The 14,839-nt window shown below is 66.5% G+C and carries 14 protein-coding genes; 5 read left to right on the top strand and 9 right to left on the bottom strand.

From position 1 onward, the window contains the following. Positions 1 to 9 precede the first annotated feature (9 nt). The 6 genes from Q9R14_RS08130 to folE form a co-directional block, all read right to left on the bottom strand. On the bottom strand, positions 10 to 672 hold the full coding sequence (locus Q9R14_RS08130; RefSeq protein ID WP_306004087.1) for a Pr6Pr family membrane protein: 663 nt from the start codon (positions 670 to 672) through the stop codon (positions 10 to 12). A gap of 18 nt (positions 673 to 690) precedes the next feature. After that, the gene (locus Q9R14_RS08125) at positions 691 to 1,533 is read right to left on the bottom strand and encodes an aldo/keto reductase (RefSeq protein WP_295245425.1); all 843 of its coding nucleotides are present in this window, start codon (positions 1,531 to 1,533) and stop codon (positions 691 to 693) included. A 38-nt stretch (positions 1,534 to 1,571) separates the two neighbouring features. Then, entirely contained in the window at positions 1,572 to 1,934 is a 363-nt protein-coding gene (locus Q9R14_RS08120) for an MmcQ/YjbR family DNA-binding protein (RefSeq protein WP_306004086.1), read from the bottom strand. 27 nt (positions 1,935 to 1,961) lie between these two features. Beyond that, positions 1,962 to 3,803: a gamma-glutamyltransferase family protein gene (locus tag Q9R14_RS08115; RefSeq protein ID WP_306004085.1), complete on the bottom strand. Its 1,842-nt coding sequence runs from the start codon at positions 3,801 to 3,803 to the stop codon at positions 1,962 to 1,964. A gap of 126 nt (positions 3,804 to 3,929) precedes the next feature. Continuing rightward, on the bottom strand, positions 3,930 to 4,364 hold the full coding sequence (locus Q9R14_RS08110; protein ID WP_017505348.1) for a biopolymer transporter ExbD: 435 nt from the start codon (positions 4,362 to 4,364) through the stop codon (positions 3,930 to 3,932). A 169-nt stretch (positions 4,365 to 4,533) separates the two neighbouring features. Continuing rightward, positions 4,534 to 5,148 carry a GTP cyclohydrolase I FolE gene (folE, locus tag Q9R14_RS08105; protein ID WP_306004084.1) on the bottom strand — a complete coding sequence of 205 codons (615 nt, stop codon included), beginning with the start codon at positions 5,146 to 5,148 and terminating at the stop codon, positions 4,534 to 4,536. A 127-nt stretch (positions 5,149 to 5,275) separates the two neighbouring features. Here folE and cysS point away from each other — a divergent pair, with 127 nt between their 5' ends. Next, positions 5,276 to 6,727: a cysteine--tRNA ligase gene (gene cysS / locus Q9R14_RS08100; RefSeq protein WP_306004083.1), complete on the top strand. Its 1,452-nt coding sequence runs from the start codon at positions 5,276 to 5,278 to the stop codon at positions 6,725 to 6,727. A gap of 50 nt (positions 6,728 to 6,777) precedes the next feature. On the opposite strand, the gene Q9R14_RS08095 is transcribed toward cysS, so the two are convergent. Continuing rightward, positions 6,778 to 8,061, bottom strand: coding sequence for a lytic murein transglycosylase (locus tag Q9R14_RS08095; RefSeq protein ID WP_306004082.1), 1,284 nt, complete (start codon positions 8,059 to 8,061; stop codon positions 6,778 to 6,780). Between the two features lie 472 nt (positions 8,062 to 8,533). Between Q9R14_RS08095 and ykgO the strand changes: the two genes are divergently transcribed. The 3 genes from ykgO to Q9R14_RS08080 all read left to right on the top strand — a co-directional run bounded on the left by ykgO (position 8,534) and on the right by Q9R14_RS08080 (position 9,520). Continuing rightward, positions 8,534 to 8,659 carry a type B 50S ribosomal protein L36 gene (gene ykgO / locus Q9R14_RS08090; RefSeq protein WP_008263184.1) on the top strand — a complete coding sequence of 42 codons (126 nt, stop codon included), beginning with the start codon at positions 8,534 to 8,536 and terminating at the stop codon, positions 8,657 to 8,659. Between the two features lie 195 nt (positions 8,660 to 8,854). Further along, positions 8,855 to 9,130, top strand: coding sequence for a DUF2312 domain-containing protein (locus Q9R14_RS08085; protein WP_017505946.1), 276 nt, complete (start codon positions 8,855 to 8,857; stop codon positions 9,128 to 9,130). Between the two features lie 111 nt (positions 9,131 to 9,241). Continuing rightward, positions 9,242 to 9,520: a hypothetical protein gene (locus Q9R14_RS08080; protein WP_306004081.1), complete on the top strand. Its 279-nt coding sequence runs from the start codon at positions 9,242 to 9,244 to the stop codon at positions 9,518 to 9,520. Between the two features lie 28 nt (positions 9,521 to 9,548). Here Q9R14_RS08080 and Q9R14_RS08075 read toward each other — a convergent pair whose 3' ends face one another. Beyond that, a complete protein-coding gene (locus Q9R14_RS08075; RefSeq protein ID WP_039245381.1) occupies positions 9,549 to 11,000 on the bottom strand; it encodes a sigma-54 dependent transcriptional regulator in 1,452 nt (483 codons plus the stop codon). Between the two features lie 106 nt (positions 11,001 to 11,106). Further along, positions 11,107 to 12,876, bottom strand: a complete 1,770-nt coding sequence (locus Q9R14_RS08070; RefSeq protein WP_306004080.1) for a DUF4153 domain-containing protein — start codon at positions 12,874 to 12,876, stop codon at positions 11,107 to 11,109. A 96-nt stretch (positions 12,877 to 12,972) separates the two neighbouring features. Here Q9R14_RS08070 and Q9R14_RS08065 point away from each other — a divergent pair, with 96 nt between their 5' ends. Beyond that, positions 12,973 to 14,766: a M3 family oligoendopeptidase gene (locus Q9R14_RS08065; RefSeq protein ID WP_306004079.1), complete on the top strand. Its 1,794-nt coding sequence runs from the start codon at positions 12,973 to 12,975 to the stop codon at positions 14,764 to 14,766. Positions 14,767 to 14,839 lie beyond the last annotated feature (73 nt).

The raw sequence follows: 14,839 nt of genomic DNA, 5'->3' as shown, positions 1-14,839 counted from the left end.
CCGCGACGCTTAGGCGGGAGTGGCCCCTCTGTCACGCGTCGCGCGACCGAACAGCCGGTCCAGCCCGACCAGAGCCAGCCCGACGATCAGGAAAAACACCAGCAGCACGCCGAAAATCACCAAGACCCGGACCAGCCCCAGCTGATCCACATTGACGAACCCATAGGGCCACCAGCGCGTCGCCAGTCCATGAACCAGCGTCCAGCCGCCGTAGACGAGCGGAAACGCCAGCCACTTCGCCGGATCGATCCAGCGCAGCCGCCCCTTGGGACTGAACCACAGCCAGTCCAGCACGAAGGCGGCGGGCATGACGTAGTGCAGAACCAGATTGACCACCAAGGACCAGCCGGTCGGGTTCCAATAGGGATGCAGCAGGAAGTGATACACCACCCCGACCACCACGATGTACATGGCGACGGCGGCCCTGACGCCTTCGCTGGCGGACCAGCGGGCCAGCCGGGATCCTTCACCTAGCAGCGGCCCGGTAAAGGCCAGGGCGACCAGGATATTGGTCAGGATGGTGAAGAAGCTGAAGTAGTTGATCGTCCGTTCCAGCACGGTCCAGCCCTGGGCCGGCGCGATCATCAGCAGATATTGAAGCGCCAGCGCGGTCCAGCCCACGACGGCGAACGTCGCACGCCACAGCCTGGGCTGGTCCCGCTTGCGAAACACCGGCGCCTCCCTTGTCGGTCAGGCGGCAGTCTTGTCCCATTCGAACGCCGGGTCCAGCCAGTCGCCCAGGCGTTCGCCGCGATCCAGCGCGTCCATCCGCTGCATCTCCTCGTCTGTCAGGGCGAAGTCGAAGATGTCGAAGTTCTCGCGCGCGCGGCTTTCCTTGGTCGTGCGCGGGATGGCGATGATCCCGTGCTGGATCAGCCAGCGCAGGGTGATCTGGCCGTTGGTCTTGCCATGCGCCTTGGCCAGTTCGTTGATCGTGGCGTCGTCGGCGATCTTGCCTTGCGCCAGCGGCGACCAGGCGGTGATCGACGACCCCAGCTCGGCCGCCGTCGCCACCAGCTGATCGACGCCCAGATAGGGGTGATGCTCGACCTGATCGGTCAGCAGCCGCGCCTTCGACAGGCTCTGCGCCTGGCGGAATTCCTTGGAAGGGAAGTTGGACAGGCCGATCGACTTGGTCAGGCCCTGGTCCTTGGCCTCGTTCAGGGCGCCCAGTGTCTCTTCGAACGTCGGCGTCGTCTTGGGCCAGTGCAGCAGCAGCAGGTCGGGCGTCGTGCCCAGGCTGTCGGCCGATTCCCTGGCCTGCTTCAGCAGGGCGTCGTGGGTGAAATGCTCGACCCAAATCTTGGTGGTCAGGAAGATATCCTCGCGCGCCACGCCGGAGTCGCGAATGCCTTCGCCGACCGCCTTCTCGTTCTTGTAGATCCAGGCCGTATCGATGTGGCGGTAGCCGATCCGCAGGGCCTCGGCGACCATGCGCCGGGCATCGTCCGGCTCCAGCTGCCAGGTGCCAAAGCCGAGCAGGGGGATTTCGATACCGTCGACGGTGATCGTGGGTTGGTCGCCATAGGCCATGGGCCGCTCCTTGGGCTGGGTCCGCTTGAGGGGCGTAGTTAGGCGCCCGACCCCGCTCCGATAAGGTCTGGATACGCCTGGGACAGCTTTTTCGGCGCGATCCGCCGCCATCGCTTCTCAAGTGACGCTCTCAGCCAGACGGGATCGACGCTGGCGATGCGCGCCAGGACTATGGGGTGATCGCGATAGTGGTCGGTGAAATGAAAGGTCGCCGGGTCCATTTCGATCAGCAGATCGCGCTCATCCCGATTGTCCAGATGCACCACGATGCTGTCGTCCAGCGCCGGGCGCATCCAGGTGAAGAACTTGCCCGCCACCTTGAACGACGGCTCGCCATAGGACACGCCGTCCTCCACGCCGGGAAATGACAGCAGAAGCGCGTGGACCTCGTCGTGGGTCATCGGTCGGTCAACCTCAGCAGGCCGATTTCAATAAGCTAGGGCGATCCCGTCCTTGCGCATCTCGGTCGCCGCGCCATAGGTCCAGCGCCCGCCCGGGTTCATCTGCTTCATGACGTTCTGATAGCCGCCGAAGCCGCCGTCCGGCTCGCCCAGGGTCCAGCCCATGGCGCGCAGCTGGGCCTTAGTCGGCTCGGGCACGCCGCTTTCCAGATGCAGCACGCCGGTTCCTTCCTGCGGCTGGCCGGTCGGTTCGGACGAGCCATAGTGTTGCCAGCGCGGGGCGTCGCCCGCCGCCTGGGGCTCCAGCCCGTAATCGACCATGTTGATGATGATCTGGGCCTGGCCCTGCGGCTGCATGGCGCCCCCCATGACGCCGAACGCCATCCACGGCTCGCCGTCCTTGACCGCGAAGCCGGGGATGATGGTCTGGAACGGGCGCTTGCCCGGCGCATAGATGTTGGGATGGCCATCGGTCAGGGCGAACAGCTCGCCCCGGTCCTGGAACATGAAGCCCAGCGGTTCGGAGCCGTTGTCGGGCGCCAGGCCCGAACCCATGCCGCGATAGTTGGACTGAATCCAGCTGACCATCATCCCGTCGGCGTCTGCGACGCTGAAATAGGTGGTGTCGCCGTGGTGCGGGGCGTCGCCCGGCATGACGCGGTCCATGACCCGATCGGGCCGGATCAGCTTGGCCCGCTCGGCCGCATAGGCCTTGGAGTTCAGCCATTCGACCGGCGTCTCGGAGAATCGGTCGTCGGCGAACCAACGCGCCCGGTCCTCGAACGCCAGCCGCTTGGCCTCGGCCTGGACGTGCAGCGAGGCGGCGGACTGGAAGCCCATGGATTTAAGGTCGAACTGTTCGCAGATGTTCAGGATCTGGTTGGTGCTCAGCCCCTGGGTGTTCGGACCCAAGCCGAAGACATCGACCCCGCGATAGTTGGTCCGGATCGGCTCGACCCATTCGGTGTGGTGGGCGGCCAGATCGGCGCGGGTCATCCAGCCGCCGATCCGCTTGAAATAGGCCTCGATCTGATCGGCGATGGGGCCGTTGTAGAAGGCGTCGCGCCCGCCTTCTGCGATCATCCGCAGGGTCTTGCCCAGATAGGGGTTGGCGAAAATCTCGCCCACCTTGGGCGTTGAGCCGCTGGCGGCCCAGATGCGCTTTCGGTTCTCGTTTTCCTCGATCGGGATCTGGCCGCGATCAAACGCAGCCATGTTGCGTTCCAGATAGTAGGCGATGACCTGGGGCACGGGCACGCCCTGTTCGCATAGGTTGGCGACGGGCAGCAGCACCTCTTTCCACGGCAGTTTCCCATAGCGCTGATGCGCGCTCCACCAGGCGTCCACCGTGCCCGGCACATTGACCGTCACCGCGCCATAGCGCGGCAGATAGCCGTCGATGGCCTTGGACCGCGCGATCTCCAGGCTGAGGCCCCGCGGACTGGCGCCCGATCCGTTCAGCCCGACGACCTTCTTCCGTTTGGGGTCCCACAGCATGCAATAGGCGTCGCCGCCGATGCCGTTGGCGACCGGCTCCAGAAAGCCCAGGGCCGCATTGATGGCGATGGCCGCATCGATGGCCGATCCGCCGCGCCGCAGGGTGTCGATGCCGATCAGACTGGCCGCCGGGTGCGCCGTCGCCGCCGCCCCGTTGGCGCCCCAGACGGTCGAGCGCCCCATGAACTTCGGTCCCGAAATCCGGTCGCCGATGCCGACGCCGGCATAGGGGTCGGCCGGGCGGGCCGATAAAGGTGTGGGGGCTGGGGCCGCCTCGGTCGGCCTAGCGGCCGGAGAGGCCTGCCTGGCCTGGGCTGCGGTCGCCGCCAGCGCGCCGGCGGGCAGGGCGGACAGGAAGGTGCGACGACGCATGGCGAACTCCTCGAACAACCGATGCGGCATCAAGGGTGCAGTCGATCGATCCGGCAAGCCTTGCGGCAAAGAAAAAGGCCGCGCCCCTTTCGGAACGCGGCCCAAATCCTGGAGAGGACGAAGGTCCTATTCGATGTCTTCGTTCAGCAGGCCGACCTTGAAGAAGCCGTTCTCCTGCATCTTGTTCATGACTTCCATGAACTGCGAATATTTCACTTCCGGCTGGGCGCGGACGAAGACGCGCTCTTCCTGGCAGGCGCCGCCGCCCAAGGCGGTGCAGACGTCAGTGGCCAGGTTGTCGATCGAGGTTTGCTTGTCCGACAGGAACAGCTGACCGTTTTCCTGGATGGTGATGTATACCGGCTCCTTTTCTTCGGTCGGATTGGTGGGCGGCTGTGCAGGGGGCAGGTCCAGACGGATCGACACGGTCGCCATAGGCGCGGCGACCATGAAGATGATCATGAGCACCAGCAGAATGTCGATGAACGGCGTGATGTTGATATCCGCCGTCTGTTCGATCGTGTGCTTGTCCCCGCCGGAACCACCGAGCTTGGCAGCCATGCATCGTCTCCGTTACTCGCCGGCTGCGTTCCGCGCCGACATTTCCCTATGGATCGCCCGAAGGCTTGATCGGTTCTTGGCGTCCCGATGCGGGCTTGTAAAGCGGTTCTAAACGATCTGCCGTTCCCGAACGTCAATTATACACGACAGAGGGACGACGGTTCGGCGTTCAGGCCTTGGCCAGCTTCAAAAAACGGTCCGCCAGGGCAGGATCGTCCTTGAAGGCGCCGGTGAAGCGGGTCGTGATGGTCGAAACGTGCCGATGATGCACGCCGCGCGTGGTCATGCACAGATGCTCGGCGTCCACCAGCACCGCCACGCCGCGCGGCTGCAGGTGCGATTCGATGGCGTCGATGATGTCGTTGGTCAGGGTTTCCTGGTTCTGCAGGCGCCGCGCATAAATCTCGACGACCCGCGCCAGCTTGGAGATGCCGACCACCTTCTCGCCGGGCAGATAGGCGACGTAGGCCTTGCCCAGGAAGGGGGCCAGGTGGTGCTCGCAATGGCTCTCCACCTCGATGTCGCGCAGGATGACCATGTCGTCATAGCCGGTCACGTCCTCGAAGGTGCGGCTCAGCTCCTTGCCCGCATCGGCGTCATAGCCGTCGAACCATTCGCCGTAAGCGTCCACCACCCGCTTGGGCGTATCGATCAGGCCGGGACGGTTCGGATTGTCGCCGGCCCAGGCGATCAGGGTGCGCACGGCCTCCAGCGCCTGTTCGCGCGAGGGGCGTTGCACGGCAGCATCGCTGACGAGGACGGGCTTGGCGGGGGTGACGCTCATGAACTCGATTTCCGGCCGGGGCGGGCGGTCGCCCGGTTTACCTTCTACAATCCGTCGGGACTGTATATCAGGCCGCTATATGGGACAGACGGTCCGTCCCGCAAGAAAACCCGCTGAAGACTGATCCATGCCGCTGCATATCCACGACACCCTGCGCCGTGAAAAGCGCCTGTTCGAGCCCCGGAACAAGGATCGTGTGACCCTCTACGTCTGTGGCCCCACGGTCTATGACTACGCCCATATCGGCAATGCGCGCCCGCCGGTGGTGTTCGACGTCCTGGCGCGGGTGCTGCGCCGGACCTATGGCGCGGACCATGTGATCTACGCCCGCAACGTCACCGACGTGGACGACAAGATCAATCAGAAGGCCGCGCGCGAGGGCGTGCCGATCGGCGAGGTCACAGCCCGCTACGAAGCCGCCTATCTGGCCGACATGGGCCTGCTGAACGTCTCGCCGCCCGATATCGCGCCCCACGTCACCGACTATATCCCCGCCATCGTCGATCAGATTCAGGCCATCGTCGACGCCGGCTGCGCCTATGCGGCCGAAGGCCACGTGCTGTTCGACGTCTCGTCCTACAAGGCTTACGGCGCCCTGTCGGGTCGGAACCTGGACGACATGATCGCCGGCGCCCGCGTCGAGGTCGCGCCCTACAAGAAAAACCCCCACGACTTCGTCCTGTGGAAGCCGTCCAAGGCGGACGAGCCGTCCTGGCCGTCGCCGTGGGGCGAGGGGCGTCCTGGCTGGCACATCGAATGCTCGGCGATGATCGAAAAGACCCTGGGCCTGCCCATCGACATCCACGGCGGCGGCATCGACCTGGTCTTCCCCCACCACGAGAACGAGATCGCGCAGGGCGTCTGCGCCCACGGCCATGCCCATGGCGATCAGGCCCACGACGAATACGCCCGCTACTGGATGCACAACGGCTTCCTGACCGTGGACGCCGAGAAGATGTCCAAGTCGGTCGGCAACGTCCTGCTGCTGCACGATCTGGTGCAGGCCATGCCGGGCGAGGTCGTCCGCTGGGCGCTTCTGTCGGCCCACTACCGCCAGCCGCTGGACTGGAACCAGGGGCTGCTGGACCAGAGCCGCAAGAACCTGGACCGGCTGTATGGCGTCCTGCGCGACGCCGATGCGGCCCTGGCCGACTTCGATGAGGCCACGCTGGACGAGGCCGAGATGGAACTGGCCGAGAACGCCCTGGACCCGGTGCTGGACGCGCTTGAGGACGATCTCAATACGCCAGGCGCGATCGCCCAGCTGTTCGGTCTGGGGAACGCCCTGCGCGAGCTGCTCAACGACGCCGAGGCCGACATCAACGATGTCGCTATGGCGCGCTGGAGCCTGAAGGAAGCGGCGGGGCTGCTCGGCGTCCTGTCGCTGACGCCGAACGCCTGGTTCGAGGGCGGCGATCCCGCCCTGAAGGTGGAGGTCGAGGCCCTGCTGGACCAACGCGCCAAGGCCCGCGCCGCGAAGGACTGGCCCGAGGCCGACCGCATCCGCGACCGCCTGAACGCCCTGAACGTTGTCGTCATGGACGGCCCCGACGGCGCCACCTGGCGCGTGAAGGGGTAGGGTCTGAACTCACTCCCGCCCATCGCGGTGCGAGGGGCGGGAGACGCGGTTCAGTTCGTCCGGCGGATCAGTTCGTCCGCCAGCGCCGGCGTCAGATAGCCGTCGGCGATCCGGCCGTTGGCGATCTGCCAGCGACGCAGGGCGGCGCGGGTGTTGGAGCCGATCACCCCGTCCACGCCCTGGGTGTCGTAACCCAGCTGCGTCAGGGCGCGCTGCGCTCCGATGCGCTGGTCACGCGTCATCGACGGATCGTTGGGCCAGGCCTTGGTCAGCCCCGGCTTGCCCATGATCCCGTCCGCCGTCAGGCCGATGGCCAGGGCGTAGGACACCGAGTTGTTGTAGCGGCGGATGACATAGTGGTTCGGCAGGGCCAGGAAGGCCGGACCGTTCGCGCCCTGCGGCAGCAGGATGGTCGCCTCTTCCAGCGCCTCGGCGCCGTTCGGCGTCCCGCCTTGCGCCAGGCGCACGCCCTTGGCCGCCCAATAGGCCCAGTTGTGTTTCGGGCCTTCCGCCTCGGCATAGTCGAAGCCGGAGGGCAGGGTCACTTCATAGCCCCAGCCCTGACCGCGCTTCCACCCGGCCTGGGCCAGCAGGTTGGCGGCGGATGCCAGGGCGTCGGCGTCGTCGCGCCAGATGTCGACCTTGCCGTCGCCGTCCTGGTCCACGCCCAGGCGCAGATAGTTGTCGGGCATGAACTGGGTCTGGCCCATGGCCCCGGCCCAGCTGCCCTTCAGGCCCGCGCGCTCGCGCCGGCCGTCCACGACGATGTCCAGCGCGTCCTTCAGCTGCCCCTCGGCCCAATCGCGCCTGCGACCGTCGTAGGCCAGGGTCGCCAGCGAGCGGATCACGTCATAGTCGCCCTGCACCTGACCGAAGGCGCTCTCTTGGGCCCAGACGCCGACCAGGATTTCGCTGGGCACGCCGAATCGCTGAACCACCGACCACGGCACCCGGTCGATGCGCTGTTTGGCCTGGGCGATTCGCACGGGGGTCACCGCATTCTGAACATAGGCGCCGGCGGGTTTGGAGAATTCAGGCTGGTTGCGATCCAGGCGGATCACCGTCGGATCGGGCGTCAGCCCCTCCAGTTCCCGGGCGTAGTCCGCGCGGCGAGCGCCGCCTTTGCGCGCCAGAAAGCCCTGTTTCCAGCCCTCGAAACCCTGCTGGTCATAGGCGGCCAACGGCGGCGTCTGGGCGGCGGGGGCCGGCGTCGTGACGGGTGCGCTCGCCTGCGGCTGAGGCTGGGGCGTCGGCAGGTTCACCTGCGGCTCGGGCAGCATGGGCGCGCAGGCCGAGACGCAGCCGATCAGGAGAAGGCGGTAGGAAAAGCGCATGAGATTCAAACTAAAGCCCCCGGGGTCAGACACGAAATGACATCCGCGCGAACGGCCATTTCGACGCCCTAAAGCGCGCGCCGCGCGAATGCGTTGCCTCGCTGTTCCCCGCTCGGATGTAAGGCGCGCCGTTAACCACCTTTGTATTGGACGCCTTATGCGTGTGTGTCGTAATGACGCACCAGCTCTGACGGCCTGATGGCGGAGCGGCGACGCGGCGGGCGTGCAACCCCGTAAACCCTCCGTTCGACTCGGAGGTCAGGCCTCCATAGTTTTCTAAGCGTGCTATCGCCCTTCGGGCTACTTGAGCACGCGAAGTGACAGGCTTCACCAGGCAGGCGGGGGCTGGGTTTTCTGCGGTTTCGGCCTATGGCGGCTTGACCTTCGGAACCCCTCTCTCTATACGACCGCCTCCGCCGCGATCCGACCGGGTCAGCGGCTTTCTTATTGGTTTCTTTCAGGACGTCCGACCATGAAGGTCCGTAGCTCGCTCAAGTCGCTGAAGACCCGCCACCGCGACTGCAAGGTCGTGCGTCGCAAGGGCGTCGTCTTCGTCATCAACAAGACCGACCCGCGCTTCAAGGCGAAGCAGGGCTAAGCAGCGTTCGCTGCGCGCCGCTTCGGCGGCGTGCGCACGCTCGGTCGCGCTCAAGCCGCCCGAAGGGCGATGGCGCGCTTGAAAGATGACGATCCACAGGCTGCGGATTTCTGTCCGCGGCCTTTTTCGTGTTCGCGGTTGTCGCGCGCCTGTCCGCAGGGTTAGCGTCCGCGCCTGATTTCTGGAGTATTCCCCATGGCTGACGACGCTTCGTTCGACGGTGGTTCCGACGTTCTGACCGCCACGGCGCAGGGCCGCCTTCGCACCATCATCGAGCGCCTTGAGCGTCTCGAAGAGGACAAGCAGGCCGTCATGACCGACATGAAGGAGGTTTTCGCCGAAGCCAAGGGCGAGGGCTACGACGTCAAGATCCTGCGCAAGGTCATCCGCATCAGAAAGCAGGACAAGGCCAAGCGTCAGGAAGAGGACGCCATCCTGGACCTCTACCTGTCGGCCCTCGGCGAGATCTGAGGCTGACCCGGCTTGAAGCGCACCCCCTTCAAGCCAGGAGGCGGGCTGTCGCGATCAGGCGGCCTGAAAGGCGTTGGCGCCAACAAGAAGCCGAGGCCCAGCCCCTTCGAGATGCAGCGCGAGGCGGCTAAACGCGCTGCGTTGAATGCCTTGAAGCGCGCTCGCCGCGCGGCGGACAAGGCGGGCGTTTCGCTGTCCGAATGGGAAGGCGAGTTTATCGATTCGGTCAGCGAGCGCGTGAAGACCCACGGCCGCGCGTTCGCCGACCCCGAAAAGGGCGCGCCGGGCCAGGCCCTCTCGGCCATGCAGGGCCGCAAGCTGAAAGAGATAACCGCCAAGGCCAATGGCGAAGAGCCGACACGGCGGTGGCGCAGGAAGCCGTCGGAGTGATCAACTCACCCTGTAAATTTCAAGAGACTCAGCCCGCTTCCTTCAGTTGACCTTCCAGGCCCTGTTCGCGGACCTTGCGATACAGGGTCGAGCGGCCGATGCCGAGGCGGCGCGCGATCTCGCTCATATGACCGGCATAGACCTCGATTGCGTGCTGGATCAGGTCGCGTTCGATGTCTTCCAGCGTGCGCAGATGGCCGCGCTCGTCCAGGATGCGGATCGGCTGATCGACCTGCGCGGCGGCGTCGGTCTGAGCGCCGGCGGCTGTTGCGGCCTGCAGGGGCTGGGCGTCGGGCATGGGCGCGGCGACGCCCGAAATTGCGGGGAAATCGTGCGGCTGAAGGAAGGGCGCGTCGGCCAGCACGATGGCGCGGAACACCGCATTTTCCAGCTGCCGCACGTTTCCGGGCCAGTCGAACCCTTGCAGCAGAGCCAGGGTCTCGGGCGCGCATCCGGCGATCCGCTTGCCCTCCTCGGCGTTGAAACGGGCGATGAAGTGATCGACCAGGGGCGCGATGTCCTCGCGCCGGTCGCGCAGGGACGGGGCTTCGATCGGGAAGACATTCAGGCGATAGAACAGGTCCTCGCGGAAGGCGCCGTCCTTGACCTGCTGGGCCGGGTCGCGATTGGTCGCCGAGACGATGCGCACGTCGATCTTGACCGGGCGTTTGCCGCCGACGGGATCGATCTCGCCCTCTTGCAGCGCGCGCAGCAGCTTGACCTGCATGTCCAGCGGCAGTTCGCCGATTTCGTCCAGGAACAGGGTGCCGCCGTCCGCCTCGCGAAACTTGCCCAGCGTCTTGTCCACGGCGCCGGTGAAGGCGCCCTTCTCATGCCCGAACAGGATGGATTCGATCAGATTGGCGGGCAGGGCGCCGCAGTTGACGGCGACGAAGGGCTTGCCGGCCCGATCGCTGGCGCCGTGCAGGGCGCGGGCGATGACCTCCTTGCCGACACCGCTCTCGCCGGTGATCAGGACGGGGATGGAGGATTTGGCGGCCCGTGCGCCCAACGCCTTGACCATCCGCATCGGCGCGCTGTCGCCCACGATGTCGTCGAAGCTGGTGCGGCCCTGAACGCGCTTGGTCAGGCGGCCGACCTCGGCGGTCAGGCGCTTCATCTGCATGGCGTTGCGCACGCCGACCAGCAGGCGTTCGGGTCCGACCGGCTTGACGAAGAAGTCCTGGGCCCCGGCCTGCATGGCCTTGACCACCATGTCGATGCCGCCGTTGGCCGTCAGCACGATGACCGGCTCATTGATCCCGGCGCTGCGCAGTTCGGCCAGGCATTCCAGCCCCGACATCTCGGGCATGACCATGTCCAGCAGGATCAGGTCGGCCCCGCCGCCGCGCGTCATCCGGTCGATGGCCTCGCCGCCGCTGGCGGCATGGACCACGGCGTTGCCGTCCCGCTCCAGCACGGCCTGGATCAGCCGGCGCTGGGTCGGATCGTCGTCAACGACCAGGATGGTCTTGGCCATGAAAATCCCTTGTACTGTCGCCCAACCCGTCACGGATGGATCGTTTCGGGACGATTCCTAGGGTGGCGAGGTGAAAATCGGGTGACACGGCGTGGTGAGCGTCCCGTTAACGCGGCTCTGTCGCGTCACATCGCACCTCGGGGGTGGCGCGCAATCTCTGGCCGTGGACGACCAAGTCGGGCAGGGCCGCCGGGGCCGTCGCGACGCCCTTCGACAGGCCTTCGTTCATCCGCTCGGCATTTCGCCCGCAGGTGAAGCCATATCGACCCGTCACGCGCCACTGGCCCTGGTCGTCCTGATCGAAGGCGACGATTTCGCGAGCCGTAGCGACCAGCAGATCGGTTCGTCCATCGTCGTTCAGGTCCATTGATCGCACGACGCAGGGGGCTTCCGCATTGCAGCTGAACAGCACGTCCACCTGCGCGTCCAACTGTTCGACGAAGCTGGCGGGCACGGACTGGCCATCCGCGGCCTTCAGGCGGATGGCGGCCTTGCGCTCTTGCCGCCCTTGCGCGGTATCGCCTGATGGCCAGGGGCGAGCCTGGGCGGCGCGGGCGTTCCGCGCGATGCGAGGATCAGTTGAGGCGGCCAGACGTCGCAGCGCCGCCTCGCCGGCCTTGCCGCTCTCGAACCGCAGGAAGTCATAGTCGAATATGTCAGCTGATACCGCCCCACGCTGCAAGCGTGCGACCTGATCCTGCACCGAGAGGCGGGCGGGATCGGCCAATGGGCTGAACAGGGCCAGGATGACCAGAACCGACAGGACCGCCGCAGCGACGTTGGTCCGCTCCAGCGGCTTCATCCAGCCGCCCGGCTTCACGGCCGAAAGCAGATAGCCCGCGCCATAAATTGCGCCGACCAGGGTGCAGGCGACGGCGATGATCCGATCGGGCGTCAGGCCGTGCTGGCCGATCCGCAAGGCCAGGCCCCAGGCGGCCAGAACGATCAGCGGCGCGATCAGGACGGACGCGGTCCGCACGCCGTATCGCAGAACGACCGGCGGCAGATTGTCGGCACGCCCATCCTGATAGGCCGTGTTGATCAGCACGATCAGGGCGGCGGCGGCCGACAATACCAGCGCCGTCGCGCTGCGCGTCTCCCACAGGCCGCCCAAGCCGGTGAAGGGCAGGGCGAGAAGAAAGCCGCCGACCAGGACCGTGATCACCAGAAGCAACCAAGACAGCAGCATCAACGCCACCGTCCGCACGCCCCGGATCAGGCCGTCCCGCACATCGGTCAGCTGGACCGCGGTGGCGAAGACCAGCGCCGTGACCGGAATGGCGAACCACGCCTCGCTGAGCAGGTGCTGCAGAAAGCCGAGGCCGATCATCTTGAATAGGGCCGCGCCCAGATGCAGCAGGATCCAGAAGGCGCCGGTGAACCCCAGCGACAGGGCCAGTTGCACCCCCGCCTTCCACGCGATGTCGAAATAATCGGGATAATCGACGATCCACCGTCGTTCGCGGATCGCGGGCACGATCAGGTGATGGGCGATGAACAGGGCCGCCGCGCCGAAGGCCAGCACGGGGAAACTCAGGAAGGGCGGCTCCTCATGCGGCTTCAGAACCTGGCGGGCGACGTCGTGGGCGCCCAGCAGGGCCAGCACGCCGGCTGCGGCGGCCGCCCACAGGATCAGGGCCAGCGGCTTGACCCGGCCCGCACCGGCGAGAACCACCACCGGCACATAGCCGGCCGCCAGGGCCAGGGCGCCGAACACCACCGGCTGGGTTTCGGGCCAGACGCGGCTGTCAGCCGCCAGATACAGCAGATAGAGCGCCAGGCCCTGAACCAGACCCGTCGCCAGGCGAATCGCAAACAGGCCCGAGGCCCCGCCAAGGCCCGTCCGGCCGGTGTCATGCTGCAGGGTTTCGGTCATTCACGCGTCTCCGAAAGGCAGGATTGCACGGGCCGTGACGTCGAGAAAGCGCAAGGGGCGGTTGCGGCCGTCGCCGCGCATCCCCAGAACAGGGGCATGAACGCTCCCTTCAAGACGCCCAACACCGAAGCCCCGCTATGGGACCTGACCGACCTCTATGCGTCGCGCGACGACGCCAAGGTGGCCGCCGATCTGGAAAAGGCGAGGGGTCTGGTCGAGGCTTTGAACGGGCTGAAGTCCCGGCTGGCGGTGGATCAGGACGCGCAGGCGCTGGGCGAGGCGCTGGACCGCGCGATTCAGCTTTATGAGCAGGCGTCCGACGTCTTGGGCGCGCTGGGCGCCTACGCCTTCCTGTCGGCCTCGACCGCGCGCGACGATGCGACGGCCCAGGGGTTCGAAGCCGATGTGCGCGAGAAGATCACCGCCATCGCCACCCCGACCGTCTGGCTGACGCTGGAAATCAACCAGATCGACGATGCGGCGCTGGAAGCGGCGCTCACCGCCCATGCGGGCGCGGCGCGCTGGCGGCCGTGGCTGCGCCGGGTGCGGGCGATGAAGCCGCACGAACTGTCGGCCGAACTGGAAACCTTCATCGCCGAGCGCGGACCGATCACGGCTCAATGGCCACGCCTGTTCGATGAGCAGCTGGCCGCCCTGCGTGCGAAGGCGGGCCATGAGGAACTGACGCTGGCCGAGGCGCTGAACCGCCTGTCGGACGCCAAGCCCGCGCGCCGCAAGGCCGCCGCCGAGGGTTTGTCAGAGGCGCTGGCCGCCCGCGCCCCGACGCTGGCCCTGGTGCTGAACACCGTCTCCGCCGACAAGGCGATGGAGGATCGCTGGCGCGGTTTCAAACGTCCCGCAGATAGCCGTCACCTGGGAAACGAGGTGGATGGCGAGGCCGTGGATGCGATGGCCGAGGCGGTCGCCGCCGCCTATCCGCGCCTGTCGCACCGCTATTATGCGCTGAAGGCCAAGGCGATGGGCAAGGCGCGCCTGGACCACTGGGACCGCAACGCGCCTATCGAAACGACCGCCCCGCGCGCCTTCACCTGGACCCAGGGGCGCGAGATCGTGTTGGACAGTTTCTCGGACCTGGGCGGCGACTTCGCCGATCGCGCCGGCGGCTTCTTCGACAAGCCGTGGATCGACGGCCGGGCGCGGCCGGGCAAACAATCGGGCGCCTATGCTCATCCCGTCACGGCCAACCGCCACCCCTATGTCTTCCTGAATTGGATGGGCGAGCGGCGCGACGTCCTGACCCTGGCGCACGAGCTGGGTCATGGCGTCCACCAGACGCTGGCGGCGGATCAGGGCACGCTTCTGGCGGATACGCCCCTGACCCTGGCCGAGACGGCGTCGATCTTTGCCGAAGGGCTGACGTTTGATCGTCTGCTGGCGACCGCACCGAAGGCCGAGCAGCGCGGTCTGCTGGCCGGGCGGATCGAGGACGGTCTGAACACCGTCGTGCGCCAGATCGCCTTCCACCGGTTCGAGACCCGCTTCCACGACGAGCGCCTGCAGGGCGAGGTGTCGCAGCACCGGATCAACCAGCTGTGGCTTGAAGAAATGGGCGCCTCCCTGGGGCCGTCGGTCAAGCTGAACCCGGGCTATGAACACTGGTGGGCCTATGTCAGCCACTTCGTCCATTCGCCCTTCTACGTCTACGCCTATGCCTTCGGCGACCTGCTGGTGGCGGCGCTGATGGAGGCGCGTCGCAACGATCCAACAGGGTTCACGCCGCTGTATCGCGAACTACTCGCGGGCGGCGGATCGCGAACCTATGTCGAGGCGTTGAAGCCGTTCGGTCTGGACCCGCGCGACCCGGCCTTCTGGAGCGTCGGCTGTCAGAGGCTGGAGCGGCTGGTCGATCAGTTCGAGGCGCTGGCCTGACCAGGGCATGACTGCGGGCTTGAGCGGGGCGGTCGCCTCGGTGTAAGTCCGCGATAACGACGAGGGGATTCCA

It is taken from the genome of Brevundimonas sp. C43, assembly GCF_030732185.1.
Lineage (GTDB): Bacteria > Pseudomonadota > Alphaproteobacteria > Caulobacterales > Caulobacteraceae > Brevundimonas > Brevundimonas diminuta_C.
The sequence above is the reverse complement of the archived record's forward strand: the minus strand, read 5'-3'. Positions and strand labels throughout refer to the sequence as shown.